Origin of the sequence: Burkholderia orbicola, assembly GCF_900100915.1 — a bacterium.
Classification (GTDB): Bacteria; Pseudomonadota; Gammaproteobacteria; order Burkholderiales; family Burkholderiaceae; genus Burkholderia; species Burkholderia orbicola.
Window position 1 is genome coordinate 807650 of sequence record NZ_FNKW01000002.1, and the last position, 23253, is coordinate 830902.

The 23253-nt window shown below is 69.0% G+C and carries 21 protein-coding genes; 17 read left to right on the plus strand and 4 right to left on the minus strand.

Features of this window, described 5'->3' with window-relative positions; all coding sequences use genetic code 11:
- Positions 1–34 precede the first annotated feature (34 nt).
- A complete protein-coding gene (locus BLS50_RS20480) occupies positions 35–2326 on the plus strand; it encodes a xanthine dehydrogenase family protein molybdopterin-binding subunit (protein ID WP_069230932.1) in 2292 nt (763 codons plus the stop codon).
- Between the two features lie 25 nt (positions 2327–2351).
- Here the strand turns inward: BLS50_RS20480 and BLS50_RS20485 are convergent, their stop codons facing one another.
- A complete protein-coding gene (locus BLS50_RS20485) occupies positions 2352–2798 on the minus strand; it encodes a MarR family winged helix-turn-helix transcriptional regulator (protein WP_006491051.1) in 447 nt (148 codons plus the stop codon).
- Between the two features lie 539 nt (positions 2799–3337).
- Between BLS50_RS20485 and BLS50_RS20495 the strand changes: the two genes are divergently transcribed.
- Entirely contained in the window at positions 3338–4645 is a 1308-nt protein-coding gene (locus BLS50_RS20495; protein ID WP_006479260.1) for an MFS transporter, read from the plus strand.
- A gap of 282 nt (positions 4646–4927) precedes the next feature.
- A complete protein-coding gene (locus BLS50_RS20500; RefSeq protein WP_011548028.1) occupies positions 4928–5689 on the plus strand; it encodes a DUF4397 domain-containing protein in 762 nt (253 codons plus the stop codon).
- A 94-nt stretch (positions 5690–5783) separates the two neighbouring features.
- Here BLS50_RS20500 and BLS50_RS20505 read toward each other — a convergent pair whose 3' ends face one another.
- The gene (locus BLS50_RS20505; protein WP_011548029.1) at positions 5784–6335 is read right to left on the minus strand and encodes a DUF3005 domain-containing protein; all 552 of its coding nucleotides are present in this window, start codon (positions 6333–6335) and stop codon (positions 5784–5786) included.
- An 87-nt stretch (positions 6336–6422) separates the two neighbouring features.
- On the opposite strand from BLS50_RS20505, the gene BLS50_RS20510 reads away from it, so the two are divergent.
- The 6 genes from BLS50_RS20510 to BLS50_RS20540 all read left to right on the plus strand — a co-directional run bounded on the left by BLS50_RS20510 (position 6423) and on the right by BLS50_RS20540 (position 12379).
- A complete protein-coding gene (locus BLS50_RS20510; RefSeq protein WP_143028359.1) occupies positions 6423–6770 on the plus strand; it encodes a hypothetical protein in 348 nt (115 codons plus the stop codon).
- A 253-nt stretch (positions 6771–7023) separates the two neighbouring features.
- On the plus strand, positions 7024–8574 hold the full coding sequence (locus BLS50_RS20520) for an NCS1 family nucleobase:cation symporter-1 (protein ID WP_074803767.1): 1551 nt from the start codon (positions 7024–7026) through the stop codon (positions 8572–8574).
- Positions 8575–8597: 23 nt separating this feature from the next.
- On the plus strand, positions 8598–9320 hold the full coding sequence (locus tag BLS50_RS20525; RefSeq protein ID WP_074803769.1) for an aspartate/glutamate racemase family protein: 723 nt from the start codon (positions 8598–8600) through the stop codon (positions 9318–9320).
- A gap of 61 nt (positions 9321–9381) precedes the next feature.
- Positions 9382–10566: a LysR family transcriptional regulator gene (locus tag BLS50_RS20530; RefSeq protein WP_074803772.1), complete on the plus strand. Its 1185-nt coding sequence runs from the start codon at positions 9382–9384 to the stop codon at positions 10564–10566.
- A gap of 163 nt (positions 10567–10729) precedes the next feature.
- A complete protein-coding gene (locus BLS50_RS20535; RefSeq protein ID WP_074803774.1) occupies positions 10730–11161 on the plus strand; it encodes a DUF1090 family protein in 432 nt (143 codons plus the stop codon).
- Positions 11162–11392: 231 nt separating this feature from the next.
- Complete coding sequence (locus tag BLS50_RS20540) at positions 11393–12379, plus strand: ABC transporter substrate-binding protein (protein ID WP_074803776.1); 987 nt, start codon at positions 11393–11395, stop codon at positions 12377–12379.
- Between the two features lie 28 nt (positions 12380–12407).
- Here the strand turns inward: BLS50_RS20540 and BLS50_RS20545 are convergent, their stop codons facing one another.
- Positions 12408–12782, minus strand: coding sequence for a phage protein NinX family protein (locus tag BLS50_RS20545; protein WP_074806556.1), 375 nt, complete (start codon positions 12780–12782; stop codon positions 12408–12410).
- Positions 12783–13085: 303 nt separating this feature from the next.
- Here BLS50_RS20545 and BLS50_RS20550 point away from each other — a divergent pair, with 303 nt between their 5' ends.
- The 8 genes from BLS50_RS20550 (at position 13086) to BLS50_RS20585 (ending at position 21414) form a co-directional block, all read left to right on the plus strand.
- Positions 13086–14183, plus strand: a complete 1098-nt coding sequence (locus BLS50_RS20550; RefSeq protein WP_053524718.1) for a glycosyltransferase family 2 protein — start codon at positions 13086–13088, stop codon at positions 14181–14183.
- Between the two features lie 6 nt (positions 14184–14189).
- A complete protein-coding gene (locus BLS50_RS20555) occupies positions 14190–15437 on the plus strand; it encodes a glycosyltransferase family 87 protein (protein WP_069230927.1) in 1248 nt (415 codons plus the stop codon).
- Between the two features lie 103 nt (positions 15438–15540).
- Positions 15541–16608, plus strand: coding sequence for an ABC transporter substrate-binding protein (locus BLS50_RS20560; protein ID WP_012338436.1), 1068 nt, complete (start codon positions 15541–15543; stop codon positions 16606–16608).
- Positions 16609–16629: 21 nt separating this feature from the next.
- Positions 16630–17472: an ABC transporter permease gene (locus BLS50_RS20565; RefSeq protein ID WP_069230926.1), complete on the plus strand. Its 843-nt coding sequence runs from the start codon at positions 16630–16632 to the stop codon at positions 17470–17472.
- A gap of 33 nt (positions 17473–17505) precedes the next feature.
- A complete protein-coding gene (locus BLS50_RS20570) occupies positions 17506–18321 on the plus strand; it encodes an ABC transporter permease (protein ID WP_074803778.1) in 816 nt (271 codons plus the stop codon).
- A gap of 40 nt (positions 18322–18361) precedes the next feature.
- Entirely contained in the window at positions 18362–19207 is an 846-nt protein-coding gene (locus BLS50_RS20575; RefSeq protein ID WP_074803780.1) for an ABC transporter ATP-binding protein, read from the plus strand.
- Positions 19208–19355: 148 nt separating this feature from the next.
- The gene (locus BLS50_RS20580) at positions 19356–20309 is read left to right on the plus strand and encodes a TauD/TfdA dioxygenase family protein (protein WP_074803781.1); all 954 of its coding nucleotides are present in this window, start codon (positions 19356–19358) and stop codon (positions 20307–20309) included.
- 157 nt (positions 20310–20466) lie between these two features.
- The gene (locus tag BLS50_RS20585) at positions 20467–21414 is read left to right on the plus strand and encodes a TauD/TfdA dioxygenase family protein (RefSeq protein ID WP_048986941.1); all 948 of its coding nucleotides are present in this window, start codon (positions 20467–20469) and stop codon (positions 21412–21414) included.
- 45 nt (positions 21415–21459) lie between these two features.
- On the opposite strand, the gene BLS50_RS20590 is transcribed toward BLS50_RS20585, so the two are convergent.
- Entirely contained in the window at positions 21460–23121 is a 1662-nt protein-coding gene (locus tag BLS50_RS20590) for an ABC transporter substrate-binding protein (RefSeq protein WP_074803783.1), read from the minus strand.
- Between the last annotated feature and the right edge of the window lie 132 nt (positions 23122–23253).

Consider the following 23253-nt stretch of genomic DNA (forward strand, 5'->3'; position numbering starts at 1 on the left):
CCGGCCGCGCCTTCCTCGACAGGATCTCTCCCCCGTGAACCGCTCCGAACTGCTCGCGCACACCGGCTGCCTGACCGTGATCCGGCCGCCCGCGCCGCCCGTGAAGCCGGCGCCCGGCCAGCCGGGCAGCCTGTCGTCGTACGTGCCGGCGCTGCCGGAAGTGTTCGTCGCGATTCTCGACGACGGCCGCATCCTCGCGTTCAACGGACACGTCGATCTCGGCACCGGCATTCGCACGTCGCTCGCGCAGATCGTCGCCGAGGAACTCGACGTGCCGGCCGCGCGCGTGACGATGGTGCTCGGCGACACGGCCGCGACGCCGAACCAGGGCCCGACGATCGCCAGCGCGACGATCCAGATTTCCGCCGCGCCGCTGCGCTGCGCGGCCGCGCAGGCCCGTCACGCGCTGCTGGCGCTCGCCGCCGAGCGGTTCGGCGTCGATGTCGAGCGGCTGAACATCGACGATGGAACGATTTCAGCCAATGGACAGACGGTCACGTTCGCCGCGCTCGTCGCCGCGCGGCGGATCGCGCTGACGCTCGACCTGAACACCCGCACGAAGGACCCCGCGCACTACCGGATCGTCGGCCGCGCGTCGCCGCGCGTCGACCTGCCCGCGAAGGCGACCGGCCAGCTCACGTTCGTGCACGACATGCGCGTGCCGGGCATGCTGCATGGCCGCGTCGTCCGGCCGCCGTATGCGGGCCACGACAGCGGCCCGTTCGTCGGCACGTCGCTGGTGGACGTCGATCGCGCATCGGTAGCCGACGTGCCGGGGCTCGTGGCCGTCGTCGCGCTCGGCGATTTCGTCGGAGTGGTCGCCGAGCGCGAGGAGCACGCGATCCGCGCCGCGCGCCAGTTGCGCGTGACGTGGCGGCCGCTTCCCGCGCTGCCGCCGCTCGACGCGCCGGCCGCCGCGATCGCCGCCGCGCCGGCCACCCGCCGCGTGCTGCTCAACGAAGGCGACGTCGACGCCGCGCGGACGGAACCGGACACGCTCACGCTGTCGCGCACCTATGCGTGGCCGTTCCAGATGCACGGCTCGATCGGCCCGTCGTGCGCGCTCGCCGACTACCGCGCGCCCGGCGACGGTCGGATCACCGTGTGGTCCGGCACGCAGAACCCCGTGTCGCTGCGCTACGACCTCGCGACGCTCGTCGCGCGCGATGAGGCCGATATCGACGTCGTGCGGATGGAAGCGGCCGGCTGCTACGGCCGCAACGGCGCGGACGACGTGTGCGGCGACGCGCTGCTGCTGTCGCGCGCGGTCGGCCGCCCGGTGCGCGTGCAGTTGTCGCGCGCGGACGAACATCTGTGGGAACCGAAAGGCGCGGGCCAGTCGATGCAGGTGACGGGCACCGTCACGCGCGACGGCCGCCTGCTCGGCTACGACTTCACGACGCGCTATCCGTCGAACGATGCGCCGCTGCTCGCGGCGCTATTGACCGGTGCGCTCGCGCCCGAGCCGCGCGTGTTCGAAATGGGCGACCGCACGGCCGTGTCGCCTTATGTCAGCCCGCATCGTCGCTTCGTCTGCGAGGATCTCGCGCCGCTCGCGCGGGCGTCGTGGCTGCGCGGCGTGTCGGCGTTGCCGAACTCGTTCGCGCACGATGCGTTCGTCGACGAATGCGCGGCGCTGACCCGCGTCGATCCGCTCGCGTTCCGCATTCGCCATCTGCAGGACACGCGTGCGATCGAATTGCTTCAGGCGGTGGCCGAGCGCGCGGGGTGGACGCCGCGCGTGCCGCGCCCGCTCGACGAACGCGACCAACACGATGAACGCGACGAAGCGCGGCTCGTGCGCGGCCGCGGGATCGCGTATGCGCGCTACGTGCACAGCCGCTTCCCCGGCTTCGGCGCGGCGTGGTCGGCCTGGATCGTCGACCTGAGCGTCGATCGCGTGTCGGGCGAGATCCGCATCGAACGTGTGACGGTCGGACAGGACACGGGCACGATGATCAACCCGGATGGCGTGCGCCACCAGATCCACGGCAACGTGATCCAGGTATTGAGCCGCACGCTGAAGGAGCGCGTGCGGTTCGCGGACGGCAAGGTCGCGTCGCGCGAATGGGCGAGTTACCCGATCCTGACGTTCGCGGAAGTGCCGGACGTCGACGTCGTATTGATGCCGAGGCAAGGCGAACCGCCGCTCGGTGCGGGCGAATCGGCATCGGTGCCGGGCCCGGCCGCGGTCGCGAATGCGCTGTTCGATGCCACCGGCGTACGGTTCTACGCGCCGCCGTTTACGCCGGAGACCGTGCGCGCCGGGCTACGCGAGGCCGGCCGGCTGATGCGCGCCGACGCGGCAGCGCCTGTCACGACGTAGATGGATCTGCGCCGCGCGCCACCCGTCAGGCATCGCCGTCTTCTTCCATCATCTTGCGCAGCAGGAACTGCAGCGCGACCCGCTCACCGGGATTGAGCGCGCCGTACGTGCGCTCCGTCACCTGCCGCGCGAACGGCACCGTGCGGTCGATCAGCGCGAGGCCGGCCGCGGTCGCGCGCACGATCAGCTTGCGGCCGTCGTTCGGGTCGGGCAACACCTCGATCAGCGCGCGCGTCTTCAGACGCTCGACGACGCCGCGAATCGTCGCCTGATCGATCGCGGTCGCCTTGACGATGTCGTTCAGCGAACACGCCTGCCGCTCCTTGACCGCGCACAGCGTCACGAACTGCGCGGCCGTGAGATCCGAATCGGGAATCGCTTCCTGGAAAATCGAAACGTGCCGCTGATACGCGCGGCGCAGCAGATGCCCGACCTGGTCGTGAAAATCGTACGAATCCTTGGAAGACGCCATGAGAGTGCAGGCCCTTGCCTGCATGCAAATGAAAGACAAGCAGTGTACACCCTCAAATCGGGGTGGCCGGCGGCCGGCCGGTCGCGTCATTGCGGTGCATCAGGGTTCGCGGAATCGCGTGCAAGTCGCGCGTGAGGCTCGTCCGATCCATGGCGGATCGCCCGCCCGTCACGGCGGCGTGCCGGCCAGCCGCGCACCGTCGCGGCGGCTACCGCCTGTGCATGTGAGCGCCGCCGCCAGCTTTCGCGCACACACTTCAATTTTGAGTGCATACGCACGAAATTCGTGCATGCCATCGCCTGTGCGTCCATCTTTTCAGCGCACACTCCATATCATCCAAAACCCCTTTGATGACACGGACTTTTGTCATGCAAACGCTTGCCTTAAGATGACCGCATACGTGCCTGTGCGCTTCGGTATTTTCTAGTGTGTACGCTACGTATTTGACGTGATATACAGACTCCAGTGCGCAGCGGAACGTCCCGCTCGCGACGATCGAGCCACCCATTCATCCGTCACACTCGAACAGGGGCAGTCCCATGTCTACCGCACACCCGAGCGCCGCCGTTTCCCCCGACGACGCGCCCCACGGCCCTCTCTATCGCAAGGTCACGCTGCGCCTCATCACCCTCTTCTGCCTGTGTTACTTCGCGGCCTATCTCGACCGCATCAACATCGGGCTCGCGAAGCTCCAGATGCTCGATGCGCTGAAGTTCAGCGACACGGTGTACGGCCTCGGCGCCGGGCTGTTCTTCGCCGGCTACATCCTGTTCGAAGTCCCAAGCAATCTGGTGCTGCAACGTGTCGGCGCGAAGCTGTGGATCGCGCGGATCATGATCACGTGGGGCCTGCTGTCGGGCGCGACGATGTTCGTGCATACGCCGATGCAGTTCTACGTCGTGCGCTTCCTGCTCGGCGCCGCCGAAGCCGGTTTCCTGCCGGGCGTGCTGCTGTACCTGACGCAGTGGTATCCCGATGCACGTCGCGCGCGGATCGTCGCGCTGTTCATGGTGGGCCTGCCGCTGTCGAGCATGATCGGCAGCCCGATTTCCGGCTGGATCATGCGTGCGTTCGACGGCGCGCACGGGCTCGGCGGCTGGCAGTGGCTGTTCCTGCTCGAAGCGCTGCCGTCGGTGCTGCTCGGCTTCGCGGTGCTGCGCTGGCTGCCGAACGGCATCGAATCCACGCGCTGGCTGAACGCCGACGAGAAGCGGGTGCTGCGTGCGAATCTCGACGCCGATCCGTCCGGCAACAAGAGCCACGCGCTCGGCAAGGCGTTCTCCGACCCGAAGGTGTGGGCGCTCGGCCTGATCGACCTGTGCGTGCTGCTCGGCCTGTATGCGGTGAGCTTCTGGCTGCCGACGATCCTGCGCGACACCGGCGTGAAGGACGCATATCAGATCGGCTGGCTGATGGTGATCCCGAACGCCGCCGCGGTGCTCGCGACGCTGTACTGCGGCGCCAGCTCCGACCGCGCACGCGAACGCCGCTGGCATATCGTCGTGCCGTTCATGGTGTCGGCCGTCGCGCTGGCGATCGCGGCTTCCTCGTCGCACGGCACGCTCGGCACGGTGCTGCTGTTCTCGCTGATCAACGCCGGCGCGGCCGCCGCGATGCCGGTCGTGTGGGCGCTGCCGTCGACGTTCCTGAAGGGCTCGGCCGCCGCCGGCGGCATCGCGTTCGCATGCTCGATCGCGAACCTCGGCGGGTTCGGCAGCACCTATTTCATCGGCTGGCTGCGCGATACGTTCCATTCGCAAAGCGCGGGTCTGTATGGTTTCGCCGCGTGCATGCTGGTCGGTTGCGCACTCGCGCTCGCGTATCCGGCCCGGCTCGTGAACCGCTGACGTATCGCGCCGCGCGCGCAACGCTGCTTTTTTACAACCGCGCCGATTCGCGCGGTCTGCTCCCGCTCCTCGCGTCATCCCGCGCACGCCGCCACGCCGGCGCGTGCGCGCTTCCCCCGCCGCCGTTCGCCGTTTTTTCCTCGCACAGGCACACCGCTTGCGACATCCTCGCGCCCGCCATCCGGCGGACAGTCATCTGCCTTCCAACCGGCGCTGCGCCCCGCGCGATCCGTCACGCGGCGGTTCTGCATCGCAAGCAGGTTCCCTGAACGAGAGGACAACATGAAATCAATACGAACGATAGTGGCCCTGTGCTCGGTCATTTCCGTACTCGCGGCGTGCGGCGGCGGCGACGACGCCGGCACCGTACTCGGTATCTCGAAGCCGCAGGCGCGCTTCATCAACGCGGTGCCGGCCGGCCCGAACCTCGACTACTACCTGAACGGGAAGGTCGACCAGTCGGGCGTCGCCTACAAGGGTGTGACGCGCTATCACGACGTCGATTCAGGCACGCAGACCGCGAGCTACGACGTGTCGGGGACGACCACGACCATCGCGTCCCAGGCGTTCAGCGCCGCGAACGGTCACCACTACACGACGATCGCGCTGCCGAGCACGACGTCGCTGATCTCCGTCATCGACGACCCGTACGACAAGGGCCTGCTGTCGGACAAGGCGCGCGTGCGCAGCTTCAACGCATCGCCGAATGCGCAGAACGTGGACGTGTACGTCGTGCCGCCGGGCACCGACATCACGACGGTCAGCCCGACGATGGCAGGCGCCGCGTACCAGAACGCCGTACCGGCAACGACGCAGGATTCGGTCTACCTGAACGGCGGCACGTACCAGGTGGTCGTCACGACGGCCGGCAGCAAGTCGCCGATCCTCAAGACCGCACCGGTCAGCATCGGCAACAACGCGGACTGGCTGCTCCTGACGATTCCGTCGGGCGGCGTCGGCGACGTGACGCCGAACGACATCCATGTGCTGGTCGCGCAGGGCAACGACGCCGATACGTCCGCGCAGGAGCTCGGGCCGCAGTAACGCAGCACGGGCCGGAAACGATCGCGGCGGCCGGTGCGATGTGCGCCGGCCGCCGCGCGTCGACTACCTCGAATGCCGGTATCGGTCGCCGCTATCAGTCGTCGGACCGTTCGAGGCAGATCACGTGCTCGGCACGCGTGCTGTCGCCGTGCTCGACATCGACGTCGCCGACATGACGCACCCGCCAGCCCGGCCGCGTCGCGATCTGCGGCATGTTGCCGGACGGCCGGCTCTCGATCCCGCCGAGCCCTTCGTCGGGCGTATCGACCGCTTCGTCGAGCGACGCGTTCGAATAGATCACGTTGTCCTGCAGCTCCGACGCGCCGGTGCGCGCCTCCATGCCCTTGCCGTCGACGTCGACCGTGTTGTCGGTCATCGCCATGTTCGCGTTGTCGAGCGTGACGATCCGGCCGGCGGCCCGACGTACCGGGTCGCCACTGTCGACCGCATGCGCGTCGACGTCGATCTCCGGCAGGCCGGTCGGCATTTTGCCGGCGACCGCCTCCGGCGTCAGCGGACGCCGCGCCACTTGCGCGGCCTGGGTCGCCGCGTCGGGCATGTCGCCGGCCGCCGGCGTCTTCACCGGGCTCTTCTCGATCTGTTCCCGCTGCTTTTCCGGGGTAGGGTTCGATTCCGCGTTCTGCATCGCACCTCCTTGCCCGGCCGGCGGACGCCGGCGTCACGCCGTCGCCGCCGGGCCGGAAATCGCTACAACGGTCCTTGCAAATCTTTCATGCGCACGGCCGCGCGCACGCCGTCCGGCGCGCGTGCCAGTGTGCACCGCACCTCAGCGGCGAACGGCGCGCTGACGCACCGTCCGCTCCGGCTATCCGCCGTCGGTCAGCCGCCGCTCGCGCCGCTCGGCGCGGAGGCCGCGCCCGGCAGGCTCGCGCCGGCGTCCGCCCCACTGCTCGGCATGCCCGACGGTGCGGTCGAAGGCGCGGTGGAAGGCGCGGCCGACATGCCGCTCGCTGCGCTCGAATCTGAACTGGCTGCGCCGTTGTCGCCCTTCTTCTGGCAACCCGCGCCTGCCGCGAGACCCGCGATCAGGATGCCGGCGAAGACGGCTCGCGATACGTGACGAATGGAATATCGCTGCATGACACCTCCGCTGATGTCGATGTGGATGGAACCCGCTGACCCGCAATTTGCGTGCCGTCCCCCGCCGCCGCGGCCGCCCGCCCCCCATTCATTTTTCAACTGACGGCCAGCCGAATATTTAATTTCCCATCGCCGGGCCTGCCGCCCATACTCGCGAACAAATCCGAGACATAACGTCCACCGGGGCCCGGCCCGCGTCGCGTACGACACGCGGCCGGTTTCGCGCCCCGCACATGGAAGGAGACAACGGCGTGCAACTGGAAGCCATTCACCGCGCGGGCCTCGGGCTCGGCGCGGACGACGCATCGCATCGAACCGACCCGGCCGCGCGCGATCCCGCGCTGAGCCCGCGGCTGCACAACCCCGATCTCGCGCCGACCCAGGCCGAAGGCCGGACCTGGGGCCGCTACAGCATCTTTGCGCTATGGACCAACGACGTGCACAACATCGCGAACTACTCGTTCGCGATCGGGCTGTTCGCGCTCGGCCTGTCGGGCTGGCAGATGCTCGCGTCGCTCGCGATCGGCGCGGTGCTCGTGTACGGCTTCATGAACCTCACCGGCTACATGGGCCAGAAAACCGGCGTGCCGTTCCCGGTGATCAGCCGGATGAGCTTCGGCATCTACGGCGCGATGCTGCCCGCGATGATTCGCGCGGTGATCGCGATCGCATGGTTCGGCATCCAGACCTATCTCGCGTCCGTCGTGCTGCGCGTGCTGCTTACCGCGATCTGGCCGGGCCTCGCCGTGTTCGACCAGAATGCGATCTTCGGGCTGTCGACGCTCGGCTGGATCACGTTCGTCGCGATCTGGCTGGTGCAGATCGGCATCCTCACGTACGGGATGGAAATGGTCCGCAAGTACGAGGGGCTCGCCGGCCCGGTGATTCTCGTCACGACGCTGTCGCTCGCCGCATGGATGTTCAGCCGCACCGGCGGCCACCTCGCGATGTCGATCGGCAAGCCGATGACCGGCCTGAAGATGTGGACGGAAATCTTCGCGGGCGGCGCGCTGTGGCTCGCGATCTACGGCACGCTGGTGCTCAACTTCTGCGATTTCGCCCGCTCGTCGCCGAGCCCGAAGACGGTGCGCGTCGGCAACTTCTGGGGGCTGCCGGTCAACATCCTCGTATTCGCGACGATCAGCTTCGTGCTCGCCGGCGCGCAGTTCAAGCTGAACGGCCACATCATCCACAGCCCGACGGAAATCATCGCGACGGTGCCGAACAAGCTGTTCCTCGTGCTCGGCTGCCTCGCCTTCCTGATCGTGACGGTGGCCGTGAACATCATGGCGAACTTCGTCGCGCCGGCCTTCGTGCTGACGAGCCTCGCGCCGCATCGCCTGTCGTTCCGCCGCGCGGGCCTGATCAGCGCGACGATCGCCGTGCTGATCCTGCCGTGGAACCTGTACAACAGCCCGATCGTGATCGTCTATTTCCTGTCCGGCCTCGGCGCGCTGCTCGGCCCGCTGTACGGGATCATCACGGTCGACTACTGGCTGGTGCGCAAGCAGCGCGTGAACGTGCCCGATCTCTACACCGAAGCGCCGAGCGGCGCCTACTTCTACACGCGCGGCGTGAACCGCAAGGCGCTCGCGGCACTCGTGCCGTCCGCGCTGATCTCGATCACGCTCGCCGTCGTGCCGGCCTTCAGCGCGATGACGCCGTTCTCGTGGCTGCTCGGTGCGGCGATCGCGGGCAGCGTGTACTGGCTGCTGGCCGATCGCAAACGGATCTACGAAGCGCGCTCGGGCGAGCACATCGCGGTCCCCTGCGCACAACACTGACACACACGCACACGGAGTCACCGATGAGGATCCTGGTAGTCAACGTCAACACCACTGAGTCGATCACCGACGCGATCGCCGCGCATGCGCAGGCCGCCGCGTCGCCGGGCACGGAGATCGTCGGGCTGACGCCGCGCTTCGGCGCGGAGTCGGTCGAAGGCAACTTCGAGAGCTACCTCGCCGCGATCGCCGTGATGGACCGCGTGTTGAGCTACGACGAACCGTACGACGCAGTGATCCAGGCCGGCTACGGCGAGCATGGCCGCGAAGGGCTGCAGGAACTGCTGACGGTGCCCGTCGTCGACATCACCGAAGCGGCCGCGAGCGTCGCGATGCTGCTCGGCCATCGCTACTCGGTCGTCACGACGCTGGACCGCACGGTGCCGCTGATCGAGGATCGCCTGAAGCTCGCCGGGCTCGATGCGCGCTGTGCGTCGGTGCGTGCGAGCGGCCTCGCGGTGCTCGAACTCGAGGAGAATCCGGCCCGCGCGATCGAATCGATCGTGGGCCAGGCGCAGCGCGCGGTGAAGGACGATCACGCGGAAGTGATCTGCCTCGGCTGCGGCGGGATGGCCGGCCTCGACCGGCAGATCGAGGAATGCACGGGCGTGCCGGTCGTCGACGGCGTATCGGCCGCGGTCGTGCTCGCCGAATCGCTGGTGCGCCTGAAGCTGAAGACGTCGAAGGTCCGCACGTACGCGCCGCCGCGCCCGAAGCGGATCGTCGGCTGGCCGTTCGCAAAATGACGGGCCGCCGGCCGGCGGCCGCATCGCGCGGCCGCCTCGTATCGTCGGGACGCGTATCGTCATGCGGGCCCCGCTAGATTCAACCGCCCTGCCCCGCGGCACGTTCGATGCCGCGGGCGCGCTCGACGTGCTCGATGCACGGCTGATGCGCATCCTGCTCGTGCTGCTGACCGAGCGCACCGTGTCGCGTGCGGCCGTGCGCCTGAACATGTCGCAGCCGGCGACGAGCGCCGCGCTCAAGCGCCTGCGCACGCTGCTCGGCGATCCGCTGCTGGTACGCAGCCGCTACGGGATGGTGCCGACCGAGTTCGGCGCGCGGTTGATCGAGCCGCTGCGCAACGCGCTGCGCGTGATCGACTTCATTCGCATCCAGCAGCCGACGTTCGACGCGCGCACGTCGGTGCGCACCTACCGGATCGGCTGCCCCGACTACCTGAATGTCCTGTTCGTGCCGAAGCTCGTCGCGCTGTTTCGCGAGCGTGCGCCGCACGCACAACTGGTGTTCCATCCGCTCGGCGACGGGTTCGACGACGAGCGCGCGCTGGCCGACGGCGACCTCGACGTCGTGATCGACAACCGGCCCGTGCGCCAGTCGCGCTTCCGCCAGGACGACCTGTTCGACGACCGCGTCGTATGCCTGATGCGCGCGACGCACCCGCTCGCGCGGCGCGACGCGATGACGGCCGCCGGATTCGCGGCGGCGCCGCAACTGTGCCCGACGCCGTCGTGGCTCGAAGCGTCCGGCGCGATCGACCGGCAACTCGAACGCGTGGGCCTGCAACGGCGCATCGTCGTCACGCTGCCGCATTTCGAGCTCGCCGCGCATGCGCTGGTGCGCACCGACCTGATTCTCACCACCACGTACCGGCTCGCGCGGCACTATGCGAAGCTGCTGCCGCTCGCCGCGGTCGCGCTGCCGGTCGAGCCGCCGGACATCGCGTACCGGATGACGTGGAACGAGTCGGGATCGTGCGCGGAAGGCGGTCGGTGGCTGCGCGGGCTGATCGCCGAGGCGACGCGCGCATGGCTCGACGCCGAAGCAAGGTTGCCGGCGGTCGCGGCAGTCGCTGCCGTTGCCGTTTCCGGGGCCGATGCGGACGCAACGAACACCGCGGTGGTGGGCACCGATCCGCCCGAGCCCACCCGGCGCACGCGCCGCAGACCGGCCACCCATTGCCATGCGTCGCATCCGGCGCGCGTCGCGCAGGCGGCACGCATCCATCGCGGCGCAACGAAATCGCACTGACCGGCGCCGCACCCGGGCCGGAAGGGTCCGCTCGGCCGCTGCATGTCAGACCGGTCCTATTTACGCGCGCCGCACCGACTCGTCAGAATCACGCCTCGAACCCGTGCCGCCGGACGTCGTATCGCGAACGCCCGTGGCCGCTTGATCGAATCGAGGAAATCGCATGAAACACACACTCATCGCGCTGGCCATCCCGGTCGCGCTATTCGCGAGCACCGGCGCATTCGCCGGCACTCAGGACTGCGCAACGCGCATCCGCGCGCTGCACACGCAGATCGACAACGCGAAACGGTTCGGCAACACACAACAGGCGATGCGTCAGCAAGCCGCGCTCGAACGAATCCAGGCGAACTGCACGGATGCCGGCCAGCTCGCGCGCGCCGAACGCAAGCTCGCCGACAAGGCGCGCGACGTGCGCCACGCGGAAGACGAAGTCCGCCACGCACAGGCGCGCGTCCACGAAGCCGAAACGCTAGGCGATGCAAGGAAGCTGAGCAACGCGCAACGCAAGCTCGCCGACAAGCAGGCGAAGCTGCGCGACGCCACGCGCGACCTGCACGACGCGCAGGTCGATCGCGATGCGCTTAAAGGCTGACGGATTGAACAAGGGTTGATGCAACGGGCCGCGTCACGCGTGCCGCTCGAGTGCGAGTGCGAGCAGCCCCGACAGCGACACGACCGCCCCAAGCATCGGGTCGACACCGACCACCCGGCGGCCGGCGCGCGAATATGCATTTCACGATTCGATGTTTGCCGGCCGGAAACCGATTCCGTAATCTGCCCGGCAGCCGCGCGGCCCGCGCGGATCACCGAGGACACGCCGCCGATGACCCACTCTTCCGCCCCCGCGCGCCGCCGCGCGCTGCAGCGCCTTGCCGCGCTCGCCGCCGCGCCGCTCGCCGGCGGCCTCGCACTGCCCGCCCGCGCGGCCGGCACCGACCTGTCGGGCGTCACGCTCGTCCTCGGCGACCAGGCCGGCGGCCTGCGGGCGCTGGCCGAAGCGGCGCACGTGCTCGACGGCGCGCCGTACCGGTTCCGCTGGGCCAACTTCCAGGGCGCCGCGCCGCTGTTCGAAGCGCAGCGCGCGGGCGCGATCGATCTCGCACCGGCCGGCGACCTGCCCGTGCTGACGGCCGCGCTCGGCGATCCGTCGTTGCGGATCGTCGCGACGCGCGTCGGCTCGCCGGCGTCGCTCGGCATCGTCGTGCAGCCGGACTCGCCGGTCCGCACGGTGGCCGACCTGAAAGGGCAAACCGTCGTCGTGTCGTCGGCACGCGGCAGCATCTCGCAGTACCAGTTGTACGGCGCGCTGCGCGAACACGGGCTCGCCCCGCGCGACGTCAACGTGCGCTTCGTGCTGCCGGTCGACGCGTTCGCCGCATTCGAGGCGAAGCGGATCGGCATCTGGGCCACGTTCGATCCGTACTACGGGCATGCGGTGCGACGCGGCGCGCGCATCGTCCGCGACGGCAGCGGCATCAATTCGGGGCTTGCGTTCCTGACGTCGCCGGTCGAAACGCTCGACGATCGCGGCAAGCGCGCGGCGCTCGCGGACGTGCTCGCGCGGCTCGCCCGCGCCGGTCAATGGGCGCTTGCGCACCCGGCCGACTACGCGAGCGTCTATGCGTCGCTCACGCGCCTGCCGCCCGACGCGGCCACCGACATCGCGCGCCGGGCCGCGCTCGCGCAGCGCAGCCTCAGCGGCGCCGACATCGACGTGCTGCAGCGTGTCGCCGATCGCGCGGCCGCGGATGCGATCCTGCCGCGCCGCGTCGATGTCGCGTCGATCGCCATCCGGAACGTGTCGGCCTGAGCGCGGCCACGCGGGCCACGGAGTACGTTCAGCGCGGCCGCGCCATATCGGGATCCGGCACGTCGTCGCCAAAGGTCGACGCGACGAGCGTACGCATCGCAGCGACCAGCAACGTCGGCCCCGCCTGGTTGAACGTGCAGCGCTCGCCCGCGGCCGGTACGGCGCGGTGCAGCACCGCACGCCAGGCGCCCCGCCCGCCCTCGCGCTCGAACGCGGCGAACGGCAGCCGCTCGACGATCGGGCCGCCGTCCGCCCAGGACGACGACGGCGCGAACGGCGTCGGCACGCCGCCCGCCGCGCGAATCGACGTGCATCCGGACGCGTCGGCACGCGGCGCCTCGTGGCCTTCCGCGATCGCGACCCAGTAATCCAGCCGCGCGCCTGTCAGATCCTGGACTTGCATGACCGTCTCCGTCATCGTCATTACCGACGACATGCTAACCGTTGCGGATGCACGCGTAACCGGCGCCGCAGCGCTCCCCGGCGAGCCGCTGCATCGCGGAAACCCGCCCCCGAACAAACCCGCGCGCGCTGTCACCTGCGTGTCATTCGTGCGTAGAATGATCTGACGGCTCGCCGCCCGGCTCGCGGCACGCCGCCGAGGCCATTACAAACACAACATACGCGCCGATCCGGACCCGTTTTCGCACACCCGGCGACGACAGGACCAGACGATGCGGCGCAGACCGGATCTCACGGGGGACGTATGTCCAGGCACACCCTGAAGCCGTTGGTATCGCTCGTCGTGCCGTTTCACGACGAAGCAGAAGCGATCGATGCGTTCTTCGCGACCACCGTTCCGATACTGGAAGCGATCGGCACCGCGCGCTTCGAAATCGTTTGCGTGAACGACGGCAGCCGCGACGGCACGCTCGACAAGCTGATCGACATCGCGGTCGCCGATCCGCGCGTGCGCATCGTCGATCTCACGCGGCGCTTCGGCAAGGAAGCCGCGCTCACGGCCGGCATCGACGAAGCGGCCGGCGCGGCCGTGATCCTGATCGACGCCGATCTGCAGGACCCACCCGCCCTGATCCCCGCGATGCTCGAACGCTGGCACGCGGGCGCCGAGGTCGTCGCCGCGAAGCGCACCGACCGCCGGTGCGATCCGCTGATGCAGCGCGTGGCCGCCGCGCTCTACTACCGCGTGCACAACCAGCTCTCCGAGGTCGAGATGCCGGAGAACGTCGGCGATTTCCGGCTGATGGATCGCCAGGTCGTCGATGCGTTGCGGGCCCTGCCCGAACGGCGCCGCTTCATGAAAGGCCTGTTCGCATGGGTTGGCTACCGTACCGAGATCATCGAATACACGCGCGCGGCGCGCAGCGGCGGCCGCTCGAAATTCTCCGGATGGCGGCGCTGGAACTTCGCGCTCGAGGGCATCACGAGCTTCAGCACGGTGCCGTTGCGCGTGTGGACCTACATCGGCCTCGCGTTCGCCGCGCTGTCGTTCGTCTACGGCGCGTACATCGTGATGCGCACGCTGCTGTTCGGCAACCCGGTGCACGGCTACGCGTCGCTGATCTCCGTGATGCTGTTCGTCGGCGGCATCCAGTTGATCGGCATCGGCGTGATCGGCGAATACCTCGGCCGCATCTATCACGAATCGAAGCAGCGCCCGGTCTACCTCGTGCGGCGCCGCTACCGGGCCGACGCGCAGGCCGGCCAGCAGCCCGCGCGGCACGCCGCGCCAGCGGACGGCTCGAAACTGCTGCAGTTTCCAGTCCGGCGCATCGCGACGGCCCGGCGCCGGCAGACGGTCGTGGCAGGCGCGCAGGCGTCGCGCAATCTGTCGGTCAAGTAGCACCGCATGGATATTTCAGGCTCGTCGATCCGGCGCGACGAACGCCCGGTCCGCCCCTGGCTCACGCCCGGACGCATCGCGCTTTACAGCGCGGTCATGCTGGTGATCGGTGTGCTGCTGGGCGCGATCCTGCTCTGGGTCGGCTTTCACTCGACCGACCCCGGCACGTTTCGCCCCGGCTCGGGGTACATGGTGTTCTGGTCCGCGTCCCATCTGATGCTCCACGGCTCGCCGTGGCTGGCCTACGACATCCCCGCGTTCTCGCGCGAACTCGCCACGCTGTTCCCGTTGGCCGGCCGCCATGCGTTCCTGCCGTGGCTGTACCCGCCGTCGTATCTGCTCGCGGTGACACCGCTCGCGCTGCTGCCCTACGCGATCAGCTATCCGGTGTTCGTCGTACTCGGCATCGTGCTGCTCGGCCTCGCGGTGTGGCGGGTGTCGGGATTCGGCGCGGTGCCCGGCGCGACGCGCATCGGCTGGCTCGCGCTGCTCGCCTGCCCGGGCGTGTTCGTCACCGCGATGTACGGACAGAACGCGATGCTGACCGCGGCGTGCGCGGCGCTCGCGGTGTACTTCGTCGACCGGCGGCCGCTGCTGGCCGGCCTCTGTATCGGACTCCTGTCGGTCAAGCCGCAACTGGCCCTGCTGTTCCCGTTCGTGCTGATTGCCGCGCGTGCGTGGCGCGCGTTCGCGTGGGCCGCGGCATGGGCGACCGCAATCACCGCACTGGGAATCGCGGCGGGCGGCATGGAACCGCTGCGCCTGTTCCTGCAAAACGCCGGCGCGCTGCGTTCGCTGATCATCGAGCACGGCGTGCCGTTCTGGTTCGCATCGCCGACGCCGTTCGCGGCGTTTCGGCTTGCCGGCCTGTCGCCCGCCCTCGCGTACGCCGGCCAGGCCGTCATCGCGGCGATCGCGCTCGCGGCGGCGTGCTTCGTCTGGCGCCGCAGCCGGGACGCACGGTTGCGCAGTGCGGTACTGGTCGTCGCGACGCTGGCCGCCAATCCGTATGTCTGGCACTACGAACTGTCGTGGCTGTGCATCCCGATCGCGTGCATGATCGCCATCGGCGCACAGTACGGCTGGCGGCGCGGCGAGCAGTGCGTCGTCGCCGTCATGTGGGCGCTGCCGATGTACGAGTTTCTGAATCCGTGGCTGACGCTGCCGCAGATCGGGCCTGCCGTCACGGCGACCGCGCTGCTCGTGCTCCTGCAGCGCGCCCGCACCCTCCCGCGATCCCCCGCGCGGCGATAAGCATAGTTCAAATCGTTGCTTGTCCGGCCCCGGGGCGTCATCGAGAATGACCCGACGGGCTGCGGCCCGGCCTCGTTCTCCAACGTTCCGGATCCATCGATTCATGCTCCCACTGCGCCTGCTGCGATCGCTGCTGATCGCGTCCCTTTTTGCGTTGCCGGCCGCCGCCGCGCACGCCGACAAGCCCGCCACCATCCGCATCGGCGTCGCCCAGCAAGGCGCCGGCGATCCCCCGACGTTCGGCGGATCGAGCGCCGCCACCGTGCAGTTGCAGCAGCTCGTCGAAAAGGAATTCGCCGCCGACGGCATCAAGGTGGAATGGCTGTTCTTCAAGGGTGCGGGCCCGGCCGTCAACGAGGCGATCGCCAACAAGGCGCTCGACTTCGCGTACCAGGGCGACCTGCCCGCCGTGCTCGCGCGCTCGAACGGGATCAAGACCCGCCTGCTGCTCGCCGCGAGCGTGCGCTCGGGCATCAAGATCGCGGTACCGCCCGACTCGACGATCCGCTCGATCAAGGACCTGAAGGACCGCCGCGTGTCGATCTTCCGCGGCACCAACCTGCAGCTCGTCGCCGACAACGCGCTCGCGAAGAACGGCCTCGGCGAACGCGACCTGCGCGTGATCAACCTCGACGCCGCCAGTTCGCTCGCCGCGCTCGCATCGAAAGGCATCGACGCGTCGGTGGGCGATTACGCGCTGTACAAGCTGCGCGACGCGGGCCTCGCGAAGATCATCTACGAGTCGCAGAACGACGGCCCGCAACTGACGCGCCAGACCCACCTGCTCGTGCTCGACGATTTCGACCGCGCGCACCCGGACATCGTGCAGCGCGTCGTCACCGCGTTCGTGAAGGGCGCGCAATGGTCGTCCGACGAGGCGAACCGCGATGCGCTGTTCAAGCTGTGGGCGAAAAGCGGCGTGCCGTATTCGTCGTGGCAGGCCGACTATGCGAACCAGCGCCTGAAGGAGCGCCTGTCCCCGCTGATCGACCCGTTCGTCGTCGCGCGCTACAAGGCCGTCGCCCAGGATGCGCTGAACCTCAAGCTGATCCGCCAGCCGGTCGACGTCGACGGCTGGTTCGAGCCGAAGTATCTCGACAACGCATTGCGCACGTTGAAGCTCGAAAACTACTGGCCGCGTTATGACGCCGCCGGCAAGCCTCTCACCTGACACCTGACCGGACCCGCCCCGATGAGCGACACCGCGTTTTCCGTCCCGTCGTCCGAATCGCACCCGCTCGCCGTGCCGCCGCGCCGCTCGGCTGCGCTGAAACGGCTCGCATGGCAGCTCGCGCCGTGGGTGCTGCCCGCGCTGCTGTTCGCGCTGTGGAGCGTCGGCAGCGCGCGCGGCTGGATCGCGCCGCAGATCCTGCCGCCGCCGGAACGCGTGGTCGACACGCTGGCCGAGCTCGCGTCGAGCGGCGATCTGGTGCGTCACACGCTGATCAGCCTGCAGCGCGTGCTCGTCGGCTTCGCGGCCGGCACGCTGCTCGGTGTGTCGATCGGCGTCGCGCTCGGGCTGTCGCGCACGCTGGAAGCCTATGTGCTGCCGAGTTTCAATGCACTCGTGCAAATTCCGGTGCTCGGCTGGCTGCCGTTCCTGCTGCTGCTCGTCGGCGTCGGCGAGCCGCTCAAGTACCTGCTGATCGCGCATGCGGCGCTCGTCCCGGTCACGCTGAGCACGTTGCAGGGGTTCCGCCAGACGCCGCCCGCCCTCGACGAAGTCGCGCGCGGATTCGGCTACACGCGCCGGCAACGTATCGTCCACGTCGTGCTGCCGGCCGCGATCCCGACGCTCGCAACCGGCGTGCGGCTCGCGTTCACGAAGTCGTGGCTCGCGCTCGTCGTGGTCGAACTCGTCGCGTCGTCCGAAGGGCTCGGCTACCTGATCGTCTACGGGCGGCAACTGTTCCAGCTCGATCTCGTGATGGCGGCCGTGGTCGTGGTCGGCGCGGTCGGCCTGCTGATCAACCGGGCGCTCGACGCACTCGAAGCGCGCCTGCGCCGCGGCGTGCCGTCCGCGTTTCGCGGCTGAACCGGGGCCCGCCCCATCGAAGGAGAGTCGCCCGTGTCGCACGCCGCCACACCATCAGCCACACCGCCCGCCACCGCCGACCGCCGCCTGCATGCACCGGACTGGCGCGGCTTCGTGCTGCCGCTCGCCGCACTTGCGTGCTGGTGGGCCCTCGCTTCCGCGCACCTCATGAAAAGCGGGCTGTTCGTCAGCCCCGCCGACGTGCTGCACACCGCGTGGGCGCAGGCCACGAGCGGCGCGCTCGGCCGTGCCTTGTCGGCATCGCTCGCGCGCGAAGCGTGCGGGTTCGCGATCGGCGCGACGGGCGGGCTGTTGCTCGGCGCCGTGCTCGGGCTGTCGCGCGTCGCCGCGCGGATGGTCGGCCCGAGCTTCGACACGTTCAAGCAGATCTCGCTGTTCGCGTGGATTCCACTGATTTCCGTGTGGTTCGGGCTCGGCGACGTCGCGAAGGTCGTGTTCCTGTCGCTCGCCGCGCTGCTGCCGGTCGCCGCCCATACCTGCGACGGCATTCACGCGGTGCCGCGCACGTACGTCGACGTCGCCCGCGCGCTGCGCTACTCGCGGCTCCAGCTGATCCGCTACGTGATCCTGCCAGCCGCGCTGCCGTCGATCTTCACCGGCCTGTATCTCGGCCTGATCTATTCGTGGCTCGCGACGCTCGGCGCGGAATACCTGCTCGTCGCCGGCAGCGGGATCGGCAACACGCTGATCGACGGCAGCGAGCAGTTCCGGATGGATCTCGTGCTGTTCGGGATCATCGTCGTCGGCGTGACGGGCTGGGCACTGAACGCGACCGCGCGGGCGATCGAGCACAAGGTGCTGGCCCGGCGCGGCGACCTGACGCGTTGAGCGCCCGTTCATTCCGTATCGCCCCCTTCTCCTGACCGCCATGACGACTCTCGCCTCCGATTCGCTCGACATCCTCCATGTCAGCAAGCACTACGCACAACGCGGCGCGGCGCTCGCGGTACTCGACGACGTGTCGCTGCACGTGCGCGCCGGCGAATTCGTCACGATCGTCGGCGCCAGCGGCTGCGGCAAGTCGACGCTGCTGCGGCTCGTCGCCGGGCTCGACACCGATTACACCGGCGAAATCCACGCCGGCGGCGAGCGCGTGCGCGACACGTCGCTGCAGCGCGGCATCGTGTTCCAGGATCACCGGCTGTTCCCGTGGCTGACCGTCGAACAGAACATCGGCGCCGCGCTGCGCAACGCGCCGCTGGACGCCGCCGCGAAACGGCGCGCGATCGCGGAACACATCGCACTCGTCGGGCTGAACGGTTTCGAGCACGCGTTTCCGAACCAGCTGTCGGGCGGGATGGCGCAGCGCGTCGCGATCGCGCGCGGCCTCGTGAACCGGCCGCGCGTGCTGCTGCTCGACGAGCCGTTCGGCGCGCTCGACGCGCAAACCCGCGCGAAGATGCAGAACGAACTGCTGCGCATCTGGGAACAGGAGCGCATCACGATGATCCTGGTCACGCACGACGTCGACGAAGCCGTCTATCTCGGCGACCGCGTCGTCACGATGGCACCGCGTCCGGGCCGCATCGCGCGCATCGTCGACGTCGCGCTGCCACGCCCGCGCCGGCGCGATTCGCCGGCATTCGCGCGCTTGCGCGACACCGTGCTCGCCGATTTCGACGACAGCGAACCGCCGGACGACGACGGTTCGGCCGGCCAGCGCATCGACGCGGCGCGCCCGCACCGGATCGGCGAATGGCGGCTCGCGTGGTAGGCGCATGACGGATCGAATCGTTCAGCATCACGACACATATCGTTCATCGCAGCGCGCACGCTAAGGTTGTGACGATTCATCGGTTCCGGTTCCGCGCGGCGCCTGCTTGAATGGAGACTCGACCGACCCGACTCCCAGGAGACTCCCGATGTCCGAAGTCCAGCACGCCGCTCATTCGCCTTCGCCTGCTTCGCACGCCGCGCCGCGCACGGCCGCCGCCCCGCTTCAGCTTCGCCAGGTCGCCGGCCGGATCGGCGCCGAAATTTCCGGCGTGCGGCTGTCGGCCACGCTCGACGACGCGACGTTCGATGCGGTCCACGCCGCGCTGCTGCGCCACAAGGTGTTGTTCTTCCGCGGCCAGCACCATCTCGACGACACCGCGCAGGAAGCCTTCGCGCGCCGCTTCGGCGACACGGTCGCGCACCCGACCGTGCCGTCCGTCGACGGCAGCGCGGCCCTGCTCGAACTCGATTCCGCGCACGGCGCACGCGCCAATTCGTGGCACACCGACGTGACCTTCGTCGACGCGTACCCGAAGATCTCGATCCTGCGCGCGGTCGTGATCCCGCCGTTCGGCGGCGATACCGTGTGGGCCAACACGGCCGCCGCGTACGCGAATCTGCCCGACCCGCTGCGCGCGCTCGCCGACACGCTGTGGGCGCTGCATACGAACGCGTACGACTATGCGTCGACGCACGTGCATGCCGACGATACGCAACTGAAGCGCTACCGCGAAGTATTCACGTCGACCGTCTACGAAACCGAGCATCCGGTCGTGCGCGTGCATCCGGAAACCGGCGAACGCACGCTCGTGCTCGGGCACTTCGTGCAAAAGATCAAGGGGCTGTCGTCGCAGGATTCCGCGCACCTGCTGCAGGTGCTGCACGAACATGTGACGCGCCTCGAGAACACCGTGCGCTGGAACTGGCAGGAAGGCGACGTCGCGATCTGGGACAACCGCGCGACCCAGCACTACGCGATCAACGACTACGGCGATGCGCGCCGCGTCGTGCGCCGCGCGACCGTTCACGGCGACGTGCCGGTCGGCATCGACGGCCGCCAGAGCGTCCTGCTCAAGGGGCCGGGCGCCACGCTGCAATAACGTCCACGTACCGACGTCACGCGGCGGCGCTCTTTTCCGCGCGCTGCCGCGCTCCGCTCTGGAGGACACCCGCCATGAACCTCGCACCGCCGGACCGACGCGTGCACGCGTCACGATGTCGTCCGTCTCCCTCGTTCACTTCCGCCAGGAGCGTCGCATGAGCGCCCTACTCGAACCCGCCGCCCAGCCGGTCGACGTGATCCCGCTGTCCGCCCATATCGGTGCGGAAATCCGCGGCGTCGACCTCACGCAACCGTTGACCACGCCGCAGATCGCGGCGATCCGCGCCGCGCTGCTGAAATGGCGCGTGATCTTCTTCCGCGAACAATTCCTCACGCACGAGCAGCATGTCGCGTTCTCCGCGCAGTTCGGCGAGCCGACGGTCGGCCACCCGGTGTTCGGGCACGTCGACGGCCATCCGGCCGTCTATTCGATCGCGAAGCATCGCAAGGCGACGCGCTTCGAAGGCGAACCGGTGCGCCGGCCCTGGACCGGCTGGCACACCGACGTGACGGCCGCCGTGAACCCGCCGTGGGCGTCGATCCTGCGGGGCGTGACGATCCCGCCGTACGGCGGCGACACGCACTGGACCAACCTCGTGCGCGCGTACGAAACGCTGTCCGCGCCGCTGCGCGGCTTCGTCGACACGCTGCGCGGCATCCACCGCTTCACGCCGCCGCCCGGCGCGCGCGCGACCGGCGCATTCGACGACGCCGTCGAGCGCCGCCCGCTCGTGACCGAGCATCCGCTCGTGCGCGTGCATCCGGAGACCGGCGAACGCGCGCTGTACGTGAGCCCGAGCTTCCTGAAATCGATCGTCGGGCTGACGCCTCGCGAGAGCCAGGCATTGCTCGAACTGCTGTGGGAACACGTGACGCGGCCGGAATTCACGATCCGCTTCAAGTGGGAACCGCGCAGCATCGCGTTCTGGGACAACCGCGCGACCGCGCATCTCGCGCCCGTCGACATCTTCGATCTCGATTTCGACCGCCAGCTGTATCGCACGACGCTCATCGGCGACGTGCCGGTCGGCCCCGACGGCCGCCCGTCGGTCGCGCTCGAAGGCACGCCGGTCGAAGCCGCGGCCGCCGTCGCACTCAACTGATGCGGCAAACGCCGGCGCGGACGCGGCGCGCCGGCCCCACTTCGATCAATCGAGCCACACGCCGTCGAACCGGTGCCCGCCGAGCGGCGAGAACGTCAGCCCGTGCACGCGTCTGGAGATCGGCAACGACACGATCGACGTCGCAATCGGCGTGAACGGCACCTGATCCTTGAACACCACCTGCGCCTGCTCGTACAGCGCCGTGCGCTTCGCGACGTCCCCGTTCGAACGCGCGGCGGTCACGAGCTGCTCGAAGTCCTTGTTGCACCACTTCGCGAGATTGCTGCCGTGCACCGCCTCGCAGCCGAGCAGCGTGCCGAGCCAGTTGTCGGGGTCGCCGTTGTCGCCCGACCAGCCGTACAGGATCGCGTCGTGCTGGCCGTCGTGCTTCGCGCGGCGGTTGTACTCGCCCCATTCGTAGCTGACGATCTTCGCGCGCACGCCGATCTTCGCCCAGTCCTGCTGGATCAGTTGCGCCATCAGTTGCGCGTTCGGGTTGTACGGGCGCTGCACGGGCATCGCCCACAGCGTCAGGTCGAAGCCGTTCGGGAAGCCGGCTTGCGCGAGCAGCGCCTTCGCGGCGGCCGGATCGCGCGGCGCATCCTTCAGGCGCGGGTTGTACGACCATTGCGCGGGCGGCATCGGGTTCGTCGCGATCGTCGCGTCGCCGTTGAACACGGTCTTGATGATCGCCGTCTTGTCGATCGCGATGTCGAGCGCGCGCCGCACGTCGACGCGATCGAGCGGCGGATGCTGCGTGTTGTACGCGACGAAGCCGACGTTGAAGCCCGTCCCCGAAAACAGCGTCAGCTTCGGGTCGCGCCGCACCGTCTCGAGATCGGCCGGCCGCGGAAACGCCGACACCTGGCACTCGCCGGCCACGAGCTTCTGCAGCCGCGCGGCCGGATCGGGCGTGATCGCGAACACGAGGCGCGAGAGCTTCACGTCGTCCGGCTTCCAGTAGTCGGGATTCGCGTCGTAGCGGATCAGCGCATCCTTCTGGTACGTACGCAACACGAACGGCCCCGTGCCGACCGGAAACTGGTTGATGTCCGACTCGCGATGGCGCGCGGCGAGCTGCCCCGCATATTCGGCCGACAGCACCGACGCGAACGCCATCGCGAGATTGCGCACGAACACGACGTCGGGCGACTTCAGCACGAAGCGCACCGTATAGTCGTCGACCTTCTCGATGCGTTCGATGTTGTGGTCGAAGCCGAGATCGCTGAAATACGGGAAGCTGACCGGATAAGCCTTGCGGAACGGATCGTCCGGGTCGAGCATCCGGCGGAACGTGAACACGACGTCGTCGGCCTGGAACGGCCGCGTCGGCTTGAACCATGCGGTCGTCTGGAATTTCACGCCGCGCCGCAGGTGGAACGTGATCGTGCGCTGGTCGGGCGACACGTCCCAGCTCGTCGCGAGCGCCGGTTCGAGGTCGAGCGTGCCGCGCTTGAACTGCACGAGCCCGTTGTAGACCGGGTACGTGCTCGCATCGAAATCGGTGCTCGTCGTGTGCTGGCCGGGATCGAAGCCGGCCGGACTGCCTTCGGTGCAGTACACGAGCGTCTTGCCCGTGGGCGCCGCCAGCGCGTGCGTCGCGGCGCCGGCCAGCAGCAACGACGCGGCGATGCAGCGGAGCGCGGCGCCGGCGGACGATACGCCGCGCGACCAGCGCGCGGCGGACGAAACGAAAGGATTCTTCATGGTGACGGAGGAAAGAAAGAGGTGCCAGGCGAATGACGACCGTCGATCTTCGCGCGCCGCCCGCCGATCGCTTACCAATTAATTCCGCGTTGCTTATCGTCGTGGCTGCATCCCGCTGCCGCTGCATGAGAA